The organism is Streptomyces sp. DF42 (assembly GCF_058267695.1).
Map to the genome: position 1 here is coordinate 8,683,638 of NZ_CM177859.1, position 22,784 is coordinate 8,706,421.

Here is a 22,784-nt window from a genome sequence, read left to right on the forward strand (position 1 = left end):
TCTCACAGGCTTCTCACAAGCGGTTGCCGTGAACTCGACGGAGATTACCGGGTAGTTCGAACTCGCATCCAGGTGTCGCCACAACTGTGGCCAATTTCAGCCGTCAACCAGCATGAAATGCCACGATAGTTGACACGACTCGCGTCGGGGCCGCAGGATCAAGGCGCCGCGTGAAGGCCGCAGAGGCAAGAGGGGTGACCTCCCGATGGCACATCAGGCAGGAGGGCAGTGGTCCGTACCGCGGCCCGTCCCCGAGAGTCTCGACGCCCAGGCGTATCTGCAGGATTACGCCGTCCTCCTGGAGGCCGTTCCTTTCCCGTCCGTCGTCCTCGACCACCGCTGGGACGTTGTTCTCTCCAACAATGCTTTCGCGTCACTTTTCCGCGAGGTGGGCCCGCACCCGACTGCCATGCCGGGTGAGAACTTCCTCAGATTCGTCCTCTTCCACCCGGACGCGGCCACGGTTCTCGGGGAGCACGAGTCGAGCTGGTTCCTGCCGATGCTGGCGCACTTCGCCGCCGCCGTCGAGCAGTACGGCCACGACCACGGACTGCAGTCCATCCGCCGCGACATCGCCCAGGACCCGATCATGGAGGCCGCCTACCGGCAGGGGCTGCCGCACTGGATCCGCGCGGTCGGTGAACAGGCCGTGGCGCACGACGGAGCCGTACGCCCCCTGCTGCACCCCGATCCCCGCTGGGGCGCCACCGACTGCCGTGTCGTGGACGAGACGCCCAGGACGCTGCAGGGCATGGGGTACACGCGGATGACGCTGGTCCTGCGGGAGACCCGCCGCGACCGGGCCAAGGCCCGCAAGCCGCGCCCCGTGGCGGCGCACCTGAGGGTCGTGCCGGCCCCCGGGTCCTGACCACCACCAGGGCCATCAGTGCGGGGCGATCATCAGGACGAGCGGGATGTCCCGGCAGGGGACCAGCCGTGAGCCGCAGTCAACTCGGCCTTCGGCGCGGTACTCGCACCGCTCGGGGTGGGCCTCGGCCTGATCACCGTCGTCGTCGGCACGCCACCTTCTGCGTCGTCGTCTTCAACAACGTCGTGGCCCGGCTGCGCCGCACCGCCGGCTCGTACGAGGAGGCGGCGATGGACCTGGGCGCCGACACCTTCCGCGCCTTCGCCGACGTCACGTTGCCGCTGATGCGCTCGGCACTGTTCGCGGGAGGACTGCTCTCCTTCGCGCTCTCCTTCGACGAGATCGTGGTGACGACGTTCACGGCGGGTCCGGGCATCGAGACCCTGCCGATCTGGATCTTCAACAACATGGTCCGCCCGCAGCAGGCGCCGGTGGTGAACGGGGTCGCGGCCGTGCTCGTGCTGCTGTCCGTCGTCCCGATCTACGTGGCTCAGCGGCTTTCGGCGGACACGGCCACGGGGAGCCGGGTGTGAGCGCCGTTCCGGGCCGTTCAACGCCATTCTCAGGGCCGGCGGTATGTGACATAGTACTGATGTGAAGTCAGCGCTATGTGACATGGTACTGACGTGAGTCGGCCTCTGACCTGCGATGTCGTGGTCGTCGGCGCCGGTATGGTGGGCGCCGCCTGCGCCCTGTACGCCTCCCGCGCAGGCCTGGACGTCGTCGTCGTGGACCGTGGCCCCGTGGCCGGCGGCACCACCGGCGCGGGGGAGGGCAACCTCCTCGTGTCCGACAAGGAGCCCGGCCCCGAACTCGACCTCGCGCTCCTCTCGAACCGCCTGTGGGCCGAGCTGGCGCAGGAGTTCGGCGAGGCCGTCGAGTACGAGCCCAAGGGTGGCGTCGTGGTCGCCACCTCACCCGGCGCTCTCACCGCGCTGGAGCGTTTCGCGGCCGGGCAGCGTGCGGCCGGAGTCGTCGCCGAAACCGTCGCGGGCGATACGCTGTACGGCCTCGAACCCCGGCTCGCCCCGGGTCTTCCCGGCGCCGTGCACTACCCGCAGGACGCCCAGGTGATGCCCGCCCTGGCCGCCGCCCACCTCCTGCGGGCCTCGGGCGCCCGCCTGCTCACCGGCCGGACGGTGACCGGCGTGCTGCGCACAACGGACCGTACGGTGCTCGGAGTTCGCACCGACACGGGCGACATCCACGCCCCGGCATTGGTCAACGCGGCCGGCACCTGGGGTGCCGAACTCGCCGCGCTCGCGGGCACCTTCCTGCCCGTTCTCCCGCGGCGCGGCTTCGTCCTCGTCACCGAACCGCTCCCGCGCATGGTCCACCACAAGGTGTACGCCGCGGACTACGTGGCCGACGTGGCCAGCGACTCGGCCGCGCTGCAGACCTCGCCGGTCGTGGAGGGCACGGCAGCGGGACCGATCCTGATCGGCGCGAGCCGCGAACGGGTCGGCTTCGACCGGACGTTCTCGCTGCCCGCCGTGCGGGCCCTCGCGGCGGGCGCGACCCGGCTGTTCCCCTTCCTGTCCGACGTCCGCGTCATCCGCTCCTACGCCGGCTTCCGCCCGTACATGCCCGACCACCTGCCCGCCGTCGGCGCCGACCCACGGGTGCCCGGCCTCTTCCACGCCTGCGGGCACGAGGGCGCGGGCATCGGGCTCGCCACCGGCACCGGCCACCTGATCGCGCAGGTGCTGACCGCGAAGACGCCCGACCTCGACCTGGCGCCGTTGCGCCCCGACCGTTTTCCCGAGGAGGCCGTGTGAACTCCCCATGGGAGCTGGCCGGGGCCCACCCGCGCCCGCCGTTCACGGTCACGCTGGACGGCCGCGAGATCGAGGCACTGCCCGGCCAGACGGTCGCCGCCACGCTCTGGGCGGCGGGGATCGCGTCCTGGCGCACCACCCGCGGTGCCGGACGTCCGCGTGGTGTCTTCTGCGGGATCGGCGTCTGCTTCGACTGCCTGGTGACCGTCAACGGCCGTCCGGGCCAACGGGCTTGCCTGGTCTCCGTGCAGCCGGGCGATGCGATCCGCACGCAGGAAGGGACCGGTCACGATGACTGAGCGACCGCACCTCGCCGTGATCGGCGCGGGCCCGGCGGGGCTCGCCGCGACCGTGGCCGCCGCGGCGCACGGCGTCGCGGTCACCCTGATCGACTCGGCCGGGCAGGCAGGCGGTCAGTTCTACCGGCAGCCCGCCGCCGAACTGCGCGCCCGCCGGCCGCAGGCGCTGCACCACGACTGGCGGACCTGGGAGCGACTGCGCGACGGGCTGGAGTCGCACGTAAGAGCCGACACAGCACGGCACTTGACGGGCCATCATGTCTGGTTCGTCGAACGGCACTCCGGCCGGTTCATCGTGCACGCCCTGCTCGGCTCCGAGCAGGAGAGCCCGGTGACCGTGCGCGCCGACGCCGTGCTCCTGGCCACCGGAGGGTACGAGAGGGTACTGCCCTTTCCCGGCTGGACCCTCCCCGGTGTCGTCACCGCGGGCGGGGCCCAGGCCATGCTGAAGGGCACCCTCGCGGTGTCCGGACGTATCGTCGTGGTCGCCGGGACAGGACCGCTGCTGCTGCCCGTGGCGGCGGGCCTCGCCGCGGCCGGAGTGGAGGTCGCCGCCCTCGTCGAATCCGCCGCTGCCGGGGCGTTCGTACGGCGGACCCGGGCGCTGGCGGCACAACCGGGCAAGGTCGCCGAAGGGGCCGGGTACGCCGCCCGGTTGCTGCGGCACCGGGTGCGCACCTTCGCCCGGCACACCGTCGTCGAGGCGCACGGCGCCGACCGGCTGGAGGCGGTGACCGTCGCCGCGCTCGACGGCGAGGGGAGGGTGCGGCCCGGCACCGAGCGCCGTATCCCCTGCGACACCCTGGCCGTCGGCCACGGCATGCTCCCGCACACCGACCTCGCCGAGGCCCTCGGCTGCCGCCTCGACGGCATGGGCGTGCACGTCGACGACGAACAGCGCACCGACGTACCCGGTGTGTGGGCCGCGGGAGAGGCCACCGGCATCGGCGGCTCGGCCCTCGCGCTGGCCGAGGGCCACATCGCCGGACGCTCCGCCGCCGCTCGCCTCGGCGGGGCCGCACCCGACCCGCGCGAGTGGGCCGCGGCCGTGAAGTCCCGTACGCGACTGCGGGAGTTCTCCGCCGCGCTCGACTCCGTGTACGCCCCGCCCGCCCACTGGACCGCGCAGGTCACCGACGAGACCGTCGTGTGCCGCTGCGAGGAGGTCACCGGCGGCACGATCCGGGCGGCCGTGGCGGAGCTGGGCGCCGGCGATCTGCGCACGGTGAAGCTGCTGACCCGGGCCGGCATGGGCTGGTGCCAGGGCCGGATGTGCGCACCCGCGGTCGCAGGGCTCGCCGGATGCGAACTCACCCCGTCCCGGCGGCCGTTCGCGTGCCCCGTACCGCTCGGAGTCCTCGCCCGCGAGGACGAACACCCTATCGATGGAGGGCCCTCATGACCGACCACCGCCCCTGGCGCGGCGTCCTCGTCGCGACCGCGCTGCCGCTGAACGACGACCTCTCCGTGAACCACGACAGGTATGCCGAGCACTGCGCCTGGCTCGTCGAGAACGGCTGCGACGGTGTCGTCCCCAACGGCTCGCTGGGGGAGTACCAGGTGCTCACCCCCGAGGAACGGGCCAGGGTCGTCGAGACGGCCGTCGACGCGATCGGCGGGCAGCGGGTCATGCCCGGTGTCGCCGCGTACGGGTCCGCCGAGTCCCGCCGCTGGGCCGAGCAGGCCCGCGACGCAGGCTGTCACGCGGTGATGCTGCTGCCGCCCAACGCCTATCGGGCGGACGAGCGTTCGGTCCTCGCCCACTTTGCCGAGGTGGCGAAGGCGGGTGTGCCGGTCGTGGCGTACAACAACCCGATCGACACCAAGGTCGACCTCGTACCGGAACTCCTCGCGAAGCTGCACGGGGAGGGGCACATCCGTGCCGTCAAGGAGTTCTCCGGGGATGTCCGCCGCGCCTACCGGATCGCCGAACTCGCCCCGGAACTGGACCTGCTGATCGGGGCCGACGACGTCCTGCTGGAGCTCGCGATCGCGGGTGCGAAGGGCTGGGTGGCCGGATACCCGAACGCTTTGCCCACCGCGAGCGTCGAGCTGTACCACGCGGCCGTCGACGGCGATCTGGCCACCGCGAAGAAGCTGTACGAGCAGTTGCATCCGCTGCTGCGCTGGGACTCCCGGGTGGAGTTCGTGCAGGCGATCAAGCTGTCGATGGACGTGGTGGGGCGGTACGGCGGCCCGGTGCGACCGCCCCGCGTGCCGCTGCTGCCCGAACAGGAGGCGGCCGTACGCGCCGCCACCGAGAAGGCCGTCGCGGCCGGACTCGTGTGACGGAGGGCCGGACATGCGCAGCACACTCGTCCTGCACGCCGTCGACTCGCACACCGAGGGCATGCCCACCCGCGTGATCACCGGCGGGATCGGGACCATCCCCGGCGCGACGATGAACGAGCGGCGGCTGTACTTCCGCGAACACCGCGACGACATCAAGCAGTTGCTGATGAACGAGCCGCGCGGACACTCCGCGATGAGCGGCGCCGTCCTTCAGCCGCCGACCCGCGACGACTGCGACTGGGGCGTCGTGTACATCGAGGTGTCCGGCTATCTGCCGATGTGCGGGCACGGCACGATCGGCGTCGCGACCGTGCTCGTCGAGACCGGCATGGTGGAGGTCGTCGAACCGGTCACCACGATCCGCCTCGACACCCCGGCCGGACCGGTGGTCGCCGAGGTGGCGGTGGAGGGCGGCGCGGCCAAGGCGGTGACGCTGAGGAACGTGCCGTCCTTCGCGGTGGCACTCGACCGCAAGGCGACGCTTCCTGACGGTCGGTCAGTGACGTATGACATGGCATACGGCGGAAACTTCTACGCCATCCTCCCGCTGGACCAGTTCGGCCTCCCCTTCGACCGCACCCGCAAGGACGACATCCTCGCCGCCGGCCTGGCCCTGATGGACGTCATCAACTCCCAGGAGGAGCCCGTCCACCCGGAGGACCCCTCCATCCGCGGCTGCCATCACGTCCACCTGCTCGCGCCCGGCTCCACCGCCCGTCACTCCCGGCACGCGATGGCGATCCACCCCGGATGGTTCGACCGCTCGCCCTGCGGTACCGGCACCAGCGCGCGCATGGCCCAGCTGCATGCGCGCGGCGAACTCCCCCTGAATACCGAGTTCGTGAACGAGTCCTTCATCGGGACACGGTTCACCGGCCGCCTCCTCGGCACCACCGAGGTCGCCGGCCGTCCCGCCGTCCTGCCCAGCTTCACCGGCCGGGCGTGGATCACCGGTACCGCCCAGTACCTGCTGGACCCGGAAGACCCGTTCCCCGCGGGATTCGTGCTGTAGGCGACCCGATAGTGTCCGGTGACCCAAGGAGGACGATCACCATGGCCCAGCAGCACCGCCCCGCCCTCCCCTCGCTCGGCGGCAGGAAGCCCAACTTCCGGGAAAAGGTCGTCGACGTGCTGCGGGCCGCGCTGGTCGCGGGTGAACTGCGCCCCGGCCAGGTGTACTCGGCGCCGGCCCTCGCACCCCGTCTCGGCGTCTCCGCGACGCCGGTGCGCGAGGCGATGCTGGAGCTGGTGAAGGAGGGCATGGTCGAGATCGTTCCGAACAAGGGCTTCCGGGTCACCGCCGTCTCCGACAGGCAGCTCGACGAGTACACCCACGTCCGGTCCCTGATCGAGATCCCGACGGTCGTCGGCCTCGCGGCCACCGCCGACCCCGACGACCTCAGGGCGCTGCGCCCGATCGCGATGGAGATCGTCACCTCGGCGGCGAAGGGCGACCTCATCGAGTACGTCGAGGCCGACCTGAGTTTCCATCTGGGGCTGCTGTCCCTCGCGGGCAACGGCCATCTCGTGGAGGTCGTACGGGACTTGCGGCGCCGTTCGCGGTTGTACGGGCTGACCGCGCTGGTCGAGGCGGGGCGGCTGCGGGCCTCCGCGGAGGAGCACCTCGAACTCCTCGACGCTCTGCTCGCCCAGGACACCGAGGCCGTGCGCGAGGTGATGACCCGGCACCTCGGGCATGTCCGGGGTCTGTGGGCCGCCCACTGAGAGACGGCCGCGGACGCCGTTACGCAAGCCGTTCGCGCTTCCTGCGCGGTTCTCGCGCGCATGACGCGACGACTTGCTGAGGTGGCGAAGAAGGTCGGGGTCAGCGAGGCCACGGTCAGCCGGGTGTTGAACGGCAAGCCCGGGGTCAAGGCGGCCACCGGGCAGGCGGCGCTCAGCGCTCTGGACGTCCTCGGCTGCGAACGGCCCACGCAGCTGCGCGGCGAGCGCCCGGCTCGTGGGCCTCGTGCCGCCCGAGCTGCAGAACCCGATCTCGCCCTCACCGCGGCGAGCGGCAGGACACGCATCGTGGTCAACTGCGGGCCGCCCAGGAGCGCCAAGGCCGACCGTGGGTTCTTCGAGCAGGACGGGGGGCCGCAGCCCGGCGAGGCGCGGCCCGGGTGCTCAGGCGCCGACCCCGGGATCACAGGTCCAGTACGAGGCGCTTCCCACGACAGCGGGAAACACAGACCATCATCGTCTCCCCGCTCTCCCGTTCGGCGTCGGTGAGCACCGAGTCCCGGTGGTCCGGCGTGCCCTCGAGCACGTCGGTCTCGCAGGTGCCGCAGGTGCCCTCGGTGCAGGAGAACAGCACCTCGACACCGGCGGCACGGACGGCGTCCAGTACGGAGACGTCCGCGGCGACCGTGACCGTACGACCGCTCTGCGCCAGTTCCACCTCGAACTCGCTGTTCTCACCCCCCACTTGGGCCTTCGGTGAGAACCGCTCGACGCGCAGCCGCTCCGCCGGGCACCGCTCCTCGACCGCGTCCAGCAGCGGCCCGGGGCCGCAGCAGTAGACGAGCGTGCCCTCGGGGAGGTCGTCCAGCGCGGAGGCGAGGTCCAGCAGCCCGGTCTCGTCCTGCGGGGAGACGGTCACCCGGTCCCCGTAGCGCCCCAACTCCTCGGTGAAGGCAATGGAGTTGCGCGTCCGGCCGCCGTACAGCAGCGTCCACTCCGCTCCCGCCGCCTCCGCCGCGGCCAGCATCGGCAGGATCGGGGTGATGCCGATGCCACCCGCGACGAACCGGTACCGAGGTGCCGGCTCCAGCCGGAAGTGATTGCGCGGACCGCGCACCCGCACCTTGTGGCCCTGCCCCAACTGCTCGTGCACATGGGCGGATCCACCGCGCCCGTCCGGCTCCCGCAGCACGGCGATCCGCCACACCGAACGGTCCGCGGGATCACCGCACAGCGAGTACTGCCGTTCCAGCTCCGGCCCGAGTACGACGTCGACATGGGCGCCCGGCTCCCAGGCCGGCAGCTCCTTGCCGAGAGGGTGACGGAGGGTGAGGGCGAGTACGCCGTCGGCGGCCGGCTCCCGGCCGTCGACGACGAGTTCGGCTTCGTACGTGCTCATGAGCTGATTCCTTGCGGCCGGGGCCCTTCGGGCTGGTCGTGTCCTTCGGGATGCCCGAGCATCCACTCCCACATCTCAACGGGGTCCTGGGCGGTGTGCTGGGCGCCGCAGTGACAGGTGCCGTGCAGGGTGTCGGTGCCCGGCAGCCAGTCGATGCGGTAGATCTCGCCGGTGGGCGTGCTCACAGGACCTTCTCCACGGGCTTGTCGCCCTCCTCGACCAGGCGGGCGAGGATACGGCGCGCGGCCAGGCCGCCGGTGTCGATGTTGATGCTCAGCTCCTGGTACCCGGTGCGCTCCGTGCCGAGCGTCCTCTGCAGCAGGTTGAGCGCGTCGACGTCCTGCATGACCACGGTGTGGTTGTTGCCCCGCAGGAACTCGGTGACCTCGGTGTCGTCGATCGCCCAGTCGCGCGAGACCATCCAGAAGTCGTACACATGGCCGTCGGTGGACGGCGTGATGGCATACGTGATCTCAGTGTGGAAGCCGTTCGGGTCGCTGCCGTCCGCCTCCGGCACCACACCCACCGGCGCGATGCGGCTGTGCAGCAGATACAGGCAGGGCGCGTGGTACTCGATGTCCTGCCAGCGCGTGATCCGGCCCTCGATACCGGTGGACTTGGCGTAGAACGGCGGGCATTCGGCGTCGGCCATGTGCCGGCTGACCCGCACGATGCCCGCGCCCTCGTCGACCTCGGTGGTGATCGGCGTCTCGGCGACCTCGGGGGTGCCGATGTAACCGCCGTGCAGATAGGTCTCGTGCGACAGGTCGAGGAGGTTGTCGACGAGCAGCCCGTAGTCGGCGGCTATGGGTTCCATGCCGCGGACGGTCGTCCAGCCCGGGGAGTCGAGGTGCCGCGCCCGCGGGATGGTCTGCGCATCCGCGAGCGCCGGGTCGCCGATCCACACCCACACCAGCGAGTCCTGCTCGACCACCGGATAGGAGGCGACACGGGCGGTGCGCGGCACGCGCTTCTGACCGGGCACGTACACGCAGGTACCCGTGGTGTCGTAGGTGAACCCGTGATATCCGCACACGAGGCGGTCTCCGTCGAGCCTGCTGGGCTTCTCGTGCAACGGGAACCGGCGGTGCACACAGCGGTCGGCGAGTGCGACGGGCGTCCCGTCCTCCTCGGTCCGGTAGAAGACGAGGGGCTCGTCGAGAACCGTGCGGCCCAGCAGTTCCTCGCGCCCGACCTCGTGGCTGTAGGCGGCGACGTACCACTGGTTCCTGGCGAAGGCGGTGGTGTGCGGCATCGTTGCGGCTCCCGTCTGTGGTGGTGGTCGCATGGTCCGGGAGAGTGTCGCGGGGGCGCAATGCGGCTTCCGCCTCACGGAAGAGCCATGGTGAATGACCTGTTCAGAGCGGGGTTTGGAGCCGGGAGCGACATATGAGGTCACCCCCCGAGGAGTTTCGAGGCGACGGTCAGGAAGACCAGGAGGTTCGGCACCTTTCTGACCTTGGCATGCGACCAGGCCTTGCGACGTCCGTACTCTCGGACGATCACGAAGCCCCTGTCGACATGGATCATCTCGACCATCTGCCAGGGCAGGGTTCCTCTGCGCCTGGTGGTGATGCCGGTGGCGTCCAGTCCGAACGGGCCGAAGCTCGCCATCCGTCCCTCTCGCACTGCCTCCCACACCTTCGGGGCCTGGGCGCGGCCGATGGCCTCGGTGATCAAAGGCACCCAGGTCTTGAAGTCGGCGAAGAAGTCCGAGATCTCGACCTTGGCACCGCTGGGCGTCACCAAGGTGGAGGTGTGTGCGCTCCTTCCCGTTGCATGTGACGTGCCGCTGTAAGTGGCCACTTCCATGATGGTGTGCTGGTAGTGGACCGCCTGGTCCCACGGGACCGCGAACAGGTGCCCGGCGCCCAGGTCCACGAGGAGCCCCCTTTCGAAGAGGTGCAGGCGCCGGCTGCCCAGTCTCTTCCGGAAGTTCGGGCTGTTGAACAGGGCGCCGCTGCCCAGTAGGACCCCGAGAAGGGGGTACAACGCGAACCCCCAGTGCACGTAGACCACCAGCAGGATGCCCCCGGTCGCCAGGCAGGCGATGGCGGCCAGGGAACCGGCGATGAACAGTGCCCGGTACTTCTCCGGCACGTGGAGCTCCCTCCTCGGCAGGAAGGTGTGTTCGAGTAGGCCGAAGTCTTCACGGGAAGCCAGTCCGGCGACTTCAGGGGACGGGGAAGCCGGCACGCTCATACAGGGGCCCTCGGTTTCGTATCGGAGCGACCTCGTCGAGGCTGCTTCAGTCGGTCGCGTGTTCCATTGGCCGTGTGTTCAGTTGGCCGTGTGCTCGATGAGCCGAGCGAGCAGACGGGCGCGGGGGACCATCCGCGCAACCTCGACGTACTCGCTGTCCGCGTGCGCGCCTGCGCCCACGGCACCCAGGCCGTCCAGCGTCGGACAGCCCACCGCCGCGGTGTAGTTGCCGTCCGAGGCGCCGCCGACGGCGATCCCCCGCAGCGGTTCCCGGTCCGACTCCGTGGCGAGCCGGGAGGCGAGGGCGAACAGTTCGGCGGACGACTCCGGTGTCATGGGCGGCCGTTGCCTGCCGCCCAGCACCTCCAGCGAGGCTCCGGGCGTCCGGGCCGTGAGCCCCCGCATGAGCTCGTCGACCCGGTCCTGCGCCGCCGTAGTCGGCACCCGCACGTCCACCGACACCCGAGCCAGCGCGGGCACCGTGTTGCGGGCACTGCCGGCCGACAGCAGGGTGGGCGTGACGGTCGGGAGGCCGAGACCGGCGTGGGCGCCGCCGTCGCCACCCGACGAGGTCCCGGGCAGCGAGGCTCCGAGACTGGCGATGGACAGCACCTGATGAGCGGCCTCGACCGCCGCGTTGACCCCCTTGTGTGGTTCCTGACCCGCGTGTGCGGCGCGACCGTGCACCACGACCTCGTACCGCGAAGTGCCCTTGCGGGCGGTCTTGAGCGCACCCTCCTCGTCCGCGGACGCCTCCAGTACGAAAGCGGCCCTGCATCCCCGCGCGGCTTCCTCGATCAGCTCCCGGGAGGTCGCGGAGCCGACCTCCTCGTCCCCGTTGACCAGTACGCACACCCCGTCCGGGGAGGGCAGGGAGGCCAGCGCGTGGAACATCTGCACCAGGCCCGCCTTCATGTCCAGGACCCCGGGCCCACGGGCGATTCCGTCGGCCACCGACCAGGGGTGGTCCTGGAGCGAGCCCATGGGCCACACCGTGTCGTGGTGTCCCATCAGGAGGACCCGCGGGGTGCCGAAGGTCCACCGCAGATGGGTGACGCCGTCGATCACGATCGTCTCCGGCCCGGCTCCCAGGAGCCTCGTCCCGAGGGCGCCGACCACCTCGGCGCTGCGCGCCACCGCCGCGTGGTCGGCTGAGAAGGACTCGCAGAGCACGAGTTTCTCCAGATCGGCCAGCATCGTCGGCAAGGAGAGCGCGGCCCCCCGGGTCACCGGTCCCGCTCCGTCCGGACGTCCCGTCGCAGCGACACATTTCCCCCTCGGGTTTCGTGGGCCATGGGTGCGGCGGGGCGCCTGCGCATCCCCCTGTGGAGCCCCGCCGCGTGAACGACGTTAGGGCCGGCCACGGCATTCCACCAGCGACGGAATTGCATGGGATCCATGCGCCGAAGGAATGTGTCGTGGGAGGATGGCGCTGCAGGGAGGCGGATCCCGGAGGGGGGAACGTGTTCGAGATCGACGCGCTGCGGCTGCTGGTGACCGTGGCCGAGACAGGGTCGTTCACGAAGGCGGCGGTCCGGCTCAGCTACACCCAGTCCGCGGTGTCCCGGCGGATCGCCGCGCTGGAACGGCAGGCCGGTGGACCGCTGTTCGAACGCCTCCCTCGGGGCGTACGGCTCAATCCCGCCGGCCGGACGCTGCACCGGCACGCCATGGAAGTGCTCGACCGGCTGTCGCGGGCGGAGAGAGAGCTGGCCGTGCTCCACGCGGGCCGCGGCGGACTGCTGCACGTCGGCGCGTTCGCCACCGCCAACATCTCGCTGGTGCCCACTGCCCTGCGGGCGCTGTGGGACGCCAGGCCGGATGTCGAGGTCGTCGCGGTCGAGGGCTGGACCGACACGCTGATGGAGCGCCTTGCGGACGGGGCGCTGGACCTGGCCGTCGTCAGCGACTACCCGTCAGGTCTGCCCTCGGCCGACGGCGTCACGACGACCGTGCTGTGCGAGGACGAGCTGTTCGTGGCACTTCCACGCGGGCACCGCCTGGCCGGAGCCGGGGCAGTCGACCTGCGTGAACTGCACGACGAGGCATGGCTGCACAGCGCGTACGGCGACCGTCCCACGATGCTCGCCGACGCCTGCGCGCGGGCGGGCTTCACGCCGAGGAAGATCATCCGGATCGCGGAGTGGACCGCGAAGTTCGGTTACGCGGCCGCCGGGTTGGGAGTGGCACTGGTGCCCTCGCTGGCCGCACGGGCGGTCCCCGACGAACTCGTCCTGTGCCGCCTCACCGACTCGGCCCTGCGCCGGACCGTCCATGTGGCGCTGCCTGTCGCCCCGCTGCCGGCGGCGCTGGAACTGCGGGATCTGCTGCACGACGCCGTTGACTGAACTGTCTCGGAAGCGATCGTGAGTGGTCTCGGACTCTCCTGCCGGCGACCCCGCGCGCCGTTCCTCTGCCTCGGCGAGGCGGATACGAGGACTTGGCGGAGAGCGACGAACCTCAGCGGGCCTCCGGCTCGCCGCAGCGGGCCAGTGCCTCCGCTGCCTCGCGTGTCCGTGGGTGGTCGCTGCCCTGGACCCGGATCATGTCGGCCAGCAGCGAGGTGAGCAGGGCGGCGGCCCCGGCGCTGTCGCCCGAGCGTTCCAGAAGCTCGGCGCGTTGCTGGCGGGTCCGCAGCGCACGTGGGTGGTCGGCGCCGAGCACGCTGTCGACGCTGGGCTGCAGTTCGGCCAACTCGGCGAGCGCCACGGCCGGTTCGCCGGCGAGACCGCGCCAGAAGCTCAGGTTGACGCGGTAGGTGAGAGTGGTCGGATGGTCGGCGCCGAGCGCGCGCTCGGCGTCCTCGGCCGCGGCAGTGAACTCCTCGACCGCGAGCTCTCGTTCGCCCGCGAGGCCCCGCCAGTAGGCGAGGTTGTGCCGGGCGATGAGGGTTTCCCGGTGGAGGCGGCCGACGGCGGAGTCCAGCCCTTCCACCGCCCGCAGGTAGATGTCGACCGCCGCATGCATGTCGCCCGCCTCTCCGGTCCACCTGCCCAGACCGGTGAGAGCGCTCAGCGCGAGCAGATGCCCGGGGCCGTGCCGCTGTTCCAGCACCTCGACAAGGGCCGCGCTGGCGTCCCGCGCGCCGACGGCGTCGCCGGCAAGGCCACGACAGAGAGCAATGTGGCTCCATGCGTCGATCACCAGGGCATGGCCCGTGCCGAGTCCCTCGGCTGCCTGGTCGGCGAGTTCGGTGAAGTCCTTCAGGGCGGCGGCCACCGCACCCTCTTCCATCCGGAAGCGGGCCTCGTGCAGCCGTACCGTCAGAGTGTCCGGGTCCCTCGGGCCCAGGATCCGCTCGGCTTCCCCCCGGATCTGCTCCAGCGATGCGCGGGTCGACGCCGCGTCCCCCAGTTCGCCGGCGGCCAGGGCGACCTGGCAGCGCAGATACAGGACGTCGCGGTGCTCGTCCCCGAGGCGGGCCCGCGCCGGCTCCAGCAGCTCCTGGCAGGCGTCCCGTGCCGCCGCGTCGCGGCCGAGTCCGGCCAGATAGGGGCCGATCCGGCGCAGGACAGGGTGCATGCGCCCGTCCCACAGCAGGTCACCGCCCGTCGTCCGGCGCAGGACTTCGACGCTTCGGTACAGGGCCGCCTCCGTCTCAGGCTCGTAGGCGCACTCCCTCGTGGACGACCAGAGCTCCTCGACCGCGTCGGCGGCTGCCACGGCGAGGCGCGGCCGGTCCTGCTCCGGCACGCTCTCGCGCGCCGCGCGCTGCACGAGGGCGTGTACGTCGACCGAGGCAGGCGTGCGGGACGGGTCGTGCGTCACCAGGCTGAGCCGGTGCAGGGCGCGCAGCGAGAGGAGCACGGTCCGTTCGCCGGGCTGTGCCGGGCCGCGGCCGGTGTCGCCGCGGTCGTCCGCTCCTTGCACGATCCACCGGCGGGCCGCCGGCGTGTGCAGCACCGCCTCCATGATGCCGTCCGGCGCGAGCATCGACAGAAGTTCCAGGGTGGCCCTGGCGCTTTTGGCGGGCGCGAGAGTCTCCGCCCGGTCAAGGGCGAGCTGCCAGGCGGTGGCCACGGTCTCGCCGTGTTCGTCGGCCGGGGAGGTGGCCGGCAGCAGATCGGAGAGCGTCTGCCGTTGGTCCTCCAGGAGTTGACGGTACGTGGCCAGCGGCATGCCGGTGTCGATGAGGAACGCCGCCGCCTGGGACAGCGCGAGCGGGAAGTGGCCGAGCGTGTCCGCCAGCGCGTGCAACTCGCCTTCGCCGTCCCCGCCTTCGCCGGTCCCGAGCCGTGAGCGGAGGTAGTCGACGGCCTCCTTGGGCGCGAAGGTTCCGACCTGCACGATCCGGGAGGACGAACGGATCACCGCCGCGTCCCGCCGACGGGTCGTCACCATGCTTCTGCCGTGTTCTCCGACCGGCCGGATGCCCCGAAGGTCCACCGGTTCGTCGACGTCGTCCAGCACTACCAGCCAGGGCCGCGTCGTCGTCCGCAGCCAGGCCACGAAGAGGTCGGCCTGGGTCTCGTCGTCCCACCCGCTTCCGCCTTCCCCGCCCGCGACCACCCGCCACGCGCGCGCGTACGCCGTGAACACGGACTGGCGGGACGAGGCGGGCACCCACACCCGTACCCCGCCGGGCTGCCGGAACCGGTGGAAGGCGGCTGCGGCGAGTTGCGACTTGCCCACTCCGCCCGCCCCGGTGAGGACGACCTCCCGGACCGCGTCGTCCCGCAGCGCCACGTCGATCGCACTCGACAGGGCCGCCCGCTCCCGCAACGAGGCCGCGTCGCTCGGCGGTCGACCGATGACCACCTCGTCCGCGGTGCCTCCGGCCCGGTCGGCGTCGATACGCGGCGCCGGCACCGCAGGAGCCCGGTCCTCGTACGCCGCCCGCCACAACTGCTCCCAACCGGCGATCGAGAACTGAGGATCAGCGGTGCCCGTCAGCGACTCGACGGCGCGCACGACGGCGACCACGGCATGGACGTCACGGGGCACCGACCGGCCGCTCAGCCACTCACCGAGGCGGCGGGCGTTGACGCTGACGCGGCGCCCCGAGGGCAGCGTCGTACGGCTCGCTCGCCGGGCCAGCACCTCGTCCGACAGATCCGGCACCTGGCGCCGAAGCCGCGTCAGCGCAGCAACGAACGCCGCTCTGGGCGGCTCCGGGGGCTCCTGCTCTTCCATTTCAGGAACTCTAGGCGGAACGCCCCGATTACGGGGCCGAGTTGTGTGACCCCGGTCCGGCCCGGTCCGGGGACTTCCCGTACCGCTCTCCCGCCCGGTCCGACCTGGCCCGATGCCACCTGGCGGAGAGCCTGCGCGCAGAGAGACGGGACGGTGGCGGGGTACCGTGCCACCCCATCGGATCCGGCACGGCGGAGGCAGCGACATTCGCGGCCGCGGCGGAGAAACGGGCGGTCGATTCCGGTCGATCACCACGCCGGTGTCCCGCACATCCGGCCTGAAGGGGGAAGACGATGCTTGCGTACTCGCGTCTGGGGTGTCTGCCCCTGGTGCTGCAGGGCGCCCTGTTGTTCATCTGGTTCCGCATCATCGACGCGCGAGGGGGTGACTGGGCGACCGCCTGCCTCGTCGCGATTCCGATCGCCCTGGTGCTCGGTCTGGTCAACCTGGTGGCGGCCGAGTCCCTCAACCGCGCACCGGCTCCGGGCCAGTTGCCGGAAGGTGATGACACCGTATGGACCGCCCGGCATCGAGCAGGCGGAACACCTCTGCAGTGCTTCTCGCCGAGCTTCTTGGCGGCGGCCGGTCTCTTCTTCGCCGGCTGGACAATCCAATGGGTGTACTGGATGGTCGCCGTGGCCGAGTACGGCGCTCTGACCGCCGTCTACTACGCCGTGCCGGCGCTCCGGCGGCGCCCGGCCAAAGCCGTCACCGTCGCCGAGCGCGGCGCGTTCGCGCGTGCTCGTGGCTGGGCTTTCCGAGACCGCCTGCCGGCTCTCGCCGGGCGCTGGAAGACCGGTCCCCTGCCGCGGCTGTCCACCACCCCGGCCGAGGTCCTGAACAGGCCGCCCCAGGCCGTACTCCGCGACCATTTCGCTGTGATGTCCGGCACTCATGGAGGTGCGAGATTCACCGTCGCGGACGCCTTCGAGCCCGTGCCGTTCGCGCCCTTCCGGGCGTGGCAGCAGCATCATGTGACCGTCTGTGCCGTGCACTTGGACACCGCCTTCCCGTCCATCCGGGTAGCGCTGAGCGGCAGGCCCGGCCCGCGCGCTCGATACACCCTCGAAGTCGAAACCCTGCGGCCGGACTTCGCCGAGGCACTGGTCACCGAGGAGACCATCGAGGCGATGCTGGCCACGAAAACGATGGAGTGGTCGATCCAGGGACGGGACGTCCTCACCGTGCTCAGGGACCAGCCGGCCGACACACAGGACGACGGAACAGGGGATCAGCCGGCCGACTTCGACCTCGACGCCGTCGATGCGATCGAGCGGCTCACCGCGCTCATCGCCAGGCTGCCCACGAACCTCGCCCCATGGGCCCACGACGCCATACCGGGCCTGCCGCTGAAGGATTGAGACGTGAAGGATTGAGACGGCGGTCCTGCTGAAGCGTCGTCACGCACCGGCGTTGATCGGCAAGGCCCGCCGAAATCCTCAGGAGGACTCGTCATCCGTCGGCCGTGGGTGCGAGTCCCACGCGCCCCTCCAGTGGCACAACCAGCCACTGGAGTAGGGCAGATGCCGCCCGGGCTCGTCGGCGGCGGCGTGGGGACTGCGAGGTCTCGGCAGCCAGGCACAGGAAAACGCACTGTATTCAGCTCACCCGGCAAGATCCCCATTATGAGGTACCTGTCGGTCATATCACTACGAGTGATCGCAGGTAACCCTACGATCGGTCGCTCTGAGGAAGCGGTCGGGGGCGGTTCGGCATCAGCGCCGGGATGCTCACGACGCAGACAGGGGGGCGTGCGCCGGTGGCCGACGACAGCATCGACAACCATCATGAAGCGGAAGTCGTCGTCATCGGGGCCGGCCTCTCCGGCGTGGCCGCCGTGATCGAGCTGCGCCGGGCCGGCTTCGAAGACGTTGTCGTGTTGGAGAAGTCCGGCCGCCTCGGCGGGACTTGGCGCGACAACACCTACCCCGGATGCGGCTGCGACGTACCGGCGGTGCTGTACGAGTACTCCTTCGCACCCCACGCGTGGGGCCGGGGCTTCGCCGACCGGTCGGAGATCCTCGACTACCTCGACACCACCGCGGCAACACACGGCGCGGACAAGGCGATCCGCTACGACACCGAGGTGCTGAGTACCCGCTGGGAGCCGGAAGCGCACCGCTGGAACCTGCAGACCACCTCGGGCACGTACACCGCCCGCGCCGTGATCGTCGCCACCGGCCCCTGGCACCGGCCCCGCCATCCCGACATCCCCGGCCTCGACACCTTCCCGGGCACCGCCTTCCACTCCGCCCGCTGGAACCACGAAGTCGACCTGAGCGGACGGCGCGTGGCCGTGGTGGGCACCGGTGCGTCCACCGTCCAGTTCCTGCCCGAGATCCAGCCGCAGGCGGCGCATGTCGACGTCTTCCAGAGCACACCGCAGTGGGTACTTCCGAAACCCGACTACCCCCTCCCTCCGGGGCTCCACCGGTACTTCGAACACCATCCGGCAGCGCGCCGCGCACTACGCGGCCTGCACCACTGGACCCAGGAAGCCATCGGAGTCCCCCTGCGCCACCCCCGCCTGCTGCCGCCCTTGGAGGCCCTGGCCCGCCTGTACCTGCGTGCCTCGGTACGGGACCGCGCTCTACGCCGGGCCCTTACTCCTGACTACCCCCTCGGCGGGCGCCGTCTGACCACCTCAGGCACCTACTACGCCGCCCTCACCCGGCCCAACGTACGGCTGCACCCCACCCGCGCGACCGCTGTGGAGGGCTCCGACGTCATCGGCGCCGACGGCACCCGCGCCCGCGCCGACATCATCGTCCTCGCGACCGGGTACCACGTCGGCGACATCCCGCTGGCCCCCCATCTGCACGGCACCGACGGCACACTGGCTCAGGCCTGGGCCGACAACCGCCGTGCCTACCTGGGCACCAGCGTCAGCGGATACCCCAACCTCTTCCTGCTCATCGGCCCGAATCTCCTCACCGGCACCACGGCCGTCCCCACCGTCCTCGAAGCCCAACTCCGCTACATCACCGCTGCCCTCAACCACCTGCGCGCCGGCGGGGCTTCTGCTCTGGAGGTCAAGCCCGAGGCCGAAGCAGCCCACCAGCGGTCTCTGCGCGAGGCGCTGCGCAACACCGTCTACAACGCCGCCGGCGGCACCGGTTACTACTTCGGCCTCCCGGGCATCAACACCTTCTGCTGGCCCTGGTCGACCGCCAGGCTCGTCAAGCGCCTGCACGCCTTCAACCCGGACGTCTACACCTGGTCGTTGCCGCTGCCGTCCCAGGCTGATGCCGAGAGCGAGGGTGTGTCCGCCCACCCCTCGGACCGACTCCGGTAGACCCCGGTCACGCGCTCGTCGACGGCGCGGGATCGCGTAGAACGGGCGAACCCGGCGGTGCCAGAGAGACCGCGCCCCGAGGCTGCCGGACGCGACCGACCTCGGGGCACCCGATTATTGTCGAAGCGCTTCGCATGCAGCCCGTTGCAGAAAACGCACTTCAGAGCCCGCCGGCGCAGCCTTCGTGAGGCGGAACGGCCATCTGGACGGCGCCATCGTCGAGGCGCTTGATCTCAGAGGGCTTTGATCTGGTCGAGTTGCCCTTGGCGTCGTCCGGGCGGCGTCCGCGATGACGGCGGCGTCCTCCACGTCGGCCTTCGCCTCACCCGAGGGTTCGCGGATGCGACATTCCGAAACTGATTTTGTCGACTGACCACGTCGCCTAGCCCTGTCGCGCAACCATGTCGTTTGATCGGGTGCCATGTCAAGTCATTCCGTGGCGATGTTCTGGGCTTGCGTTTGGTTCTGTCATTCGACTGTGTCTTGCAACACAGTCGGCCGACATTGTCAGGTGACAATGTCGGCCGTACATTGGTCCGCAAGCGACTGCTTGTACGGAACGAAAGGCACGCTCATGACTCACGCGTCCGTTGACACGGCCCAGGCGATTCCCGAGCGCCCCGCGCTGCCCCTGATCGGTCACGCTCTCGACATCCCGAGGGGCGCCGACGGTCTCGTTCACCTGATGAAGGAGGTCAAGGATCTGGGCCCGGTGTTCAAGGTCCGGATCTTCGGGACCGAGACCGTGGTCATCGGCGGCCTGGACCTGGTGACCGAACTGTCGGACGGGACCCGGTTCCGCAAGAACGTGCACCCGGACCTGGTCGAGATCCGCCAGATCGCCGGGGACGGCCTGTTCACCGCCTTCGACACCGAGACGAACTGGCGCAAGGCGCACGACATCCTGATGCCGGCGTTCTCGCTCGGCGCGATGCGCGGCTACCACGCGACGATGCTCCGGGTCGCCCGCTCCCTGATCGCCAAGTGGGACCGTGCCGCCGGGGAGGAGCCGGTGGACGTGCCCGCGGACATGACGCGCCTGACCTTCGACACCATCGGGCTGTGCGGGTTCGACTACGACTTCGAGTCGTTCCGCCAGGACGAGGCGCACCCCTTTGTCGAGGCGATGTCACGGGCGCTGGCCTTCACCCAGGCCAAGGGGGAGTCCATCCCGGGCACGGCGCTGTTCAAGTGGAAGCAGGCCGAACGGTTCCGCGAGGACGCCGAGTTGATGACGAACCTGGTCGACGAGGTGATCCGTCGGCGCAGGGCCTCCGGCGACCCGAGCACCGATGATCTGCTGGGCCGGATGCTGCACACCCCGGACCCGGTGACCGGCGAGCCGCTGGACGACGTGAACATCCGCCACCAGGTCATCACGTTCCTCATCGCAGGACACGAGACCACCAGCGGTGCCCTGTCGTTCGCCCTTCACTACCTGACCAAGCACCCCGAGGTCCTGGCCCGCGCCCAGGCCGAGGTGGACGCCCTGTGGGGCGACACGGGCACGCCCGACCCCGACTACGGGGACATCGGCAAGCTGACCTACATCCGTCAGGTACTCAGTGAGAGCCTGCGGCTGTGGCCGACGGCACCTGCCTTCGCCGTGGAGCCGATCGAGGACACCGTCATCGGCGGCAAGTACACCGTGCGCGAGGGCGAGACGCTGATGGTGCTCACCCCGGCCCTGCACCGCGACCCCGCCTGGGGCGAGAACGTCGAGCTGTTCGACCCGGACCGCTTCACGCCCGAGCAGGAGGAGGCGCGTCCGGTCCACCTGTTCAAGCCGTTCGGCAACGGCGAACGCGCCTGCATCGGCCGCCAGTTCGCGCTGCACGAGGCCACGCTGCTGCTCGGCCTGCTGGTGCACCGCTATCGGCTGGTCGACCACAGCAACTACGAGCTGAAGATCAAGCAGTCGCTGACCATCAAGCCCGACGAGTTCACCCTCATGCTCGCCCGGCGCACCAGTGGTGAACGCCGTATCCCCGCCGTCGCCGCGAGCGGCGCCATCGCCGGCCAGGACAGGCCCGTGGTCCGACGGGCCACCGGCACCGCGCTGACCCTCCTGCACGGCTCCAACCTCGGCACCTGTGCGGGCATCGCCCGCGATCTGGCGGCGGACGGCGACGAGCACGGCTTCGCCCCGTCCGTCGCTCCTCTCGACGACGCCGTCGGCCGGCTCACCGCCGATGCCGGACCGGTGGTGATCGTGGCCGCCTCGTACAACGGCAGGCCCACCGACGACGCCGCGAAGTTCGTGACATGGCTGGAGGGACTGGAGCCCGGCTCGCTCGATGGTGTCCAGTACGCCGTACTCGGTGTCGGCGACCGCAACTGGGCGGCCACCTACCAGCGCGTCCCCACGCTCATCGACGAGCGCCTTGCGGCGGCCGGCGCCACGCCACTGCTGGAGCGCGGCGCCGCCGACGCCTCCGGGGACTTCGCGGGCACGGTGGACCGGTGGACGGGCGACCTGTGGAACGCCCTGCTGGAGCGGTACGGCGACTCGGCGGCGGGGGCCGTGGCGCCCGCCGAACCGGAGGAGGACCAGGGCCTGTACGAACTCCAGGACGCCACCGACTCGGTCACCGGCGGCCTCGCGGCCCGACACGGCGTCCACCCGATGGAGGTGCTCGACGCGTACGAGCTCGTCGACATGGAGCATGGGCTCGGCCGCTCCAAGCGCTTCCTCAGGCTGCGGCTGCCCGAAGGCGTCACCTACCGCACCGGCGACCACCTGGCGGTCCTCCCGAGCAACCCGGACGCGCTCGTCCAGCGGGTCGCCGACCGCTTCGGCCTGGACCTGGACCGCACCGTCCGCCTGCAGACCCGCCGCCGCACCCGCAACGCCCTGCCCGTCGATCGCCCGCTGACCCTGCGTCGGCTGCTCACCGACTTCGTCGAACTGCAGGACCCCGCCACCCAGGAACAGGTGGCGGTGCTCGCCGAGCACACCGCCTGCCCGCCCGAGAAGCGTCCCCTGGCCGAACTCGCCGCGGCCGACACCGAGACCTTCCGCGACCGGGTGACGGCCGCCGGTCACGGCGTCCTGGACCTGCTGGAGCGCCACCGCGCCTGCGAGTTGCCGTTCGAACGTTTCCTGGAGCTGCTGCCGGTCCTGCGCCCGCGCCACTACTCGATCTCCTCGTCCGCCGCGGCGCAGCCCGGCGAGGTGGACCTGATGGTGTCGCTGCTCGCCGCACCGCACCGCGGCGGCGAGGGCACCTTCCACGGCATTGCCTCGCACTACATCCAGACCGTGAAGGCGGGCGACACCGTCCAGGCCCGGGTGCTCCCGTGCAGCGAGGACTTCCGCCTCCCCGAGGACCCCTCCGTACCGGTCATCCTGGTCAGTGCGGGCACCGGGCTGGCGCCGTTCCGCGGTGCCGTCCTCGACCGCCACCACACCGGGTCGACGGGGACGCTGCTGTGCTACTTCGGCTGCGACCACCCCGACGTCGACTACCTGCACCGCGAGGAGTTCGAGGCCGCCGAAGCGGCCGGAGCCGTCAGCATGCGCCCCACCTTCAGCTGCGCGCCGGAGGACGGCGCCCGCTTCGTGCAGGACCGCATCGCGCGTGAGAGCGACGAGGTGTGGGCCGTGCTGGAGGCCGGAGGCCGGGTCTACATCTGCGGGGACGGCCGCCGGATGGCCCCCGCGGTGCGGGAGGCGCTCAGGGCGCTCTACGCCAAGAACACAGGCGCGGACGAGGAGGAGTCCGCCGCCTGGCTGGCAGCCCTCACCGAGTCCGGCTACTACGTCGAGGACGTCTGGGCCGGCTGACGGCAGCCGCCTCGGCCGCTCATACCCCGACGGCCCCGGGCGACGGAC

The 22,784-nt window shown here is 71.0% G+C and carries 17 protein-coding genes and 2 pseudogenes; 13 read left to right on the forward strand and 6 right to left on the reverse strand.

Annotation, left to right across the window (positions count from 1 at the left end; genetic code table 11):
* Positions 1–205: 205 nt before the first annotated feature.
* The 9 genes and pseudogenes from ACYUED_RS39930 to ACYUED_RS39970 form a co-directional block, all read left to right on the forward strand.
* On the forward strand, positions 206–868 hold the full coding sequence (locus tag ACYUED_RS39930) for an MmyB family transcriptional regulator (RefSeq protein ID WP_491289291.1): 663 nt from the start codon (positions 206–208) through the stop codon (positions 866–868).
* A 75-nt stretch (positions 869–943) separates the two neighbouring features.
* Positions 944–1,401 (forward strand): annotated as a pseudogene (locus ACYUED_RS39935) (ABC transporter permease); the annotation flags it as partial.
* Positions 1,402–1,494: 93 nt separating this feature from the next.
* A complete protein-coding gene (locus tag ACYUED_RS39940) occupies positions 1,495–2,646 on the forward strand; it encodes an NAD(P)/FAD-dependent oxidoreductase (RefSeq protein ID WP_491289292.1) in 1,152 nt (383 codons plus the stop codon).
* Positions 2,643–2,945 (forward strand): (2Fe-2S)-binding protein, encoded by a 303-nt coding sequence (locus ACYUED_RS39945; protein ID WP_491289293.1) that lies wholly within the window; start codon positions 2,643–2,645, stop codon positions 2,943–2,945. The genes ACYUED_RS39940 and ACYUED_RS39945 overlap by 4 nt, the downstream gene beginning before the upstream one ends.
* Entirely contained in the window at positions 2,938–4,347 is a 1,410-nt protein-coding gene (locus tag ACYUED_RS39950) for an FAD-dependent oxidoreductase (protein WP_491289294.1), read from the forward strand. The genes ACYUED_RS39945 and ACYUED_RS39950 overlap by 8 nt, the downstream gene beginning before the upstream one ends.
* On the forward strand, positions 4,344–5,234 hold the full coding sequence (locus ACYUED_RS39955; protein ID WP_491289295.1) for a dihydrodipicolinate synthase family protein: 891 nt from the start codon (positions 4,344–4,346) through the stop codon (positions 5,232–5,234). The genes ACYUED_RS39950 and ACYUED_RS39955 overlap by 4 nt, the downstream gene beginning before the upstream one ends.
* Before the next feature lie 13 nt (positions 5,235–5,247).
* Positions 5,248–6,249, forward strand: coding sequence for a proline racemase family protein (locus ACYUED_RS39960; RefSeq protein WP_491289296.1), 1,002 nt, complete (start codon positions 5,248–5,250; stop codon positions 6,247–6,249).
* Positions 6,250–6,290: 41 nt separating this feature from the next.
* Positions 6,291–6,962, forward strand: coding sequence for a GntR family transcriptional regulator (locus ACYUED_RS39965; protein WP_491289297.1), 672 nt, complete (start codon positions 6,291–6,293; stop codon positions 6,960–6,962).
* Between the two features lie 60 nt (positions 6,963–7,022).
* Positions 7,023–7,266, forward strand: a pseudogene (locus tag ACYUED_RS39970) (LacI family DNA-binding transcriptional regulator); the annotation flags it as partial.
* Between the two features lie 117 nt (positions 7,267–7,383).
* Here the strand turns inward: ACYUED_RS39970 and ACYUED_RS39975 are convergent.
* From ACYUED_RS39975 to ACYUED_RS39995, 5 genes are all read right to left on the reverse strand, one after another.
* Positions 7,384–8,319, reverse strand: a complete 936-nt coding sequence (locus ACYUED_RS39975) for a PDR/VanB family oxidoreductase (RefSeq protein WP_491289298.1) — start codon at positions 8,317–8,319, stop codon at positions 7,384–7,386.
* Positions 8,316–8,504: a hypothetical protein gene (locus ACYUED_RS39980; RefSeq protein ID WP_491289299.1), complete on the reverse strand. Its 189-nt coding sequence runs from the start codon at positions 8,502–8,504 to the stop codon at positions 8,316–8,318. The genes ACYUED_RS39975 and ACYUED_RS39980 overlap by 4 nt, the downstream gene beginning before the upstream one ends.
* A complete protein-coding gene (locus ACYUED_RS39985; protein ID WP_491289300.1) occupies positions 8,501–9,574 on the reverse strand; it encodes a Rieske 2Fe-2S domain-containing protein in 1,074 nt (357 codons plus the stop codon). The genes ACYUED_RS39980 and ACYUED_RS39985 overlap by 4 nt, the downstream gene beginning before the upstream one ends.
* A gap of 140 nt (positions 9,575–9,714) precedes the next feature.
* Complete coding sequence (locus ACYUED_RS39990; protein WP_491289301.1) at positions 9,715–10,419, reverse strand: DUF6585 family protein; 705 nt, start codon at positions 10,417–10,419, stop codon at positions 9,715–9,717.
* Between the two features lie 180 nt (positions 10,420–10,599).
* Positions 10,600–11,718: a M20 family metallopeptidase gene (locus ACYUED_RS39995; RefSeq protein WP_491294648.1), complete on the reverse strand. Its 1,119-nt coding sequence runs from the start codon at positions 11,716–11,718 to the stop codon at positions 10,600–10,602.
* A gap of 266 nt (positions 11,719–11,984) precedes the next feature.
* On the opposite strand from ACYUED_RS39995, the gene ACYUED_RS40000 reads away from it, so the two are divergent.
* Positions 11,985–12,869, forward strand: a complete 885-nt coding sequence (locus tag ACYUED_RS40000; protein WP_491289302.1) for a LysR family transcriptional regulator — start codon at positions 11,985–11,987, stop codon at positions 12,867–12,869.
* Positions 12,870–12,981: 112 nt separating this feature from the next.
* Here the strand turns inward: ACYUED_RS40000 and ACYUED_RS40005 are convergent, their stop codons facing one another.
* Complete coding sequence (locus tag ACYUED_RS40005; protein WP_491289303.1) at positions 12,982–15,654, reverse strand: tetratricopeptide repeat protein; 2,673 nt, start codon at positions 15,652–15,654, stop codon at positions 12,982–12,984.
* A gap of 293 nt (positions 15,655–15,947) precedes the next feature.
* Here ACYUED_RS40005 and ACYUED_RS40010 point away from each other — a divergent pair, with 293 nt between their 5' ends.
* From ACYUED_RS40010 to ACYUED_RS40020, 3 genes are all read left to right on the forward strand, one after another.
* Complete coding sequence (locus tag ACYUED_RS40010) at positions 15,948–17,015, forward strand: hypothetical protein (RefSeq protein ID WP_491289304.1); 1,068 nt, start codon at positions 15,948–15,950, stop codon at positions 17,013–17,015.
* A 398-nt stretch (positions 17,016–17,413) separates the two neighbouring features.
* Positions 17,414–18,949 (forward strand): flavin-containing monooxygenase, encoded by a 1,536-nt coding sequence (locus ACYUED_RS40015; RefSeq protein ID WP_491289305.1) that lies wholly within the window; start codon positions 17,414–17,416, stop codon positions 18,947–18,949.
* Between the two features lie 574 nt (positions 18,950–19,523).
* Entirely contained in the window at positions 19,524–22,736 is a 3,213-nt protein-coding gene (locus tag ACYUED_RS40020) for a bifunctional cytochrome P450/NADPH--P450 reductase (protein ID WP_491289306.1), read from the forward strand.
* Positions 22,737–22,784: the final 48 nt, after the last annotated feature.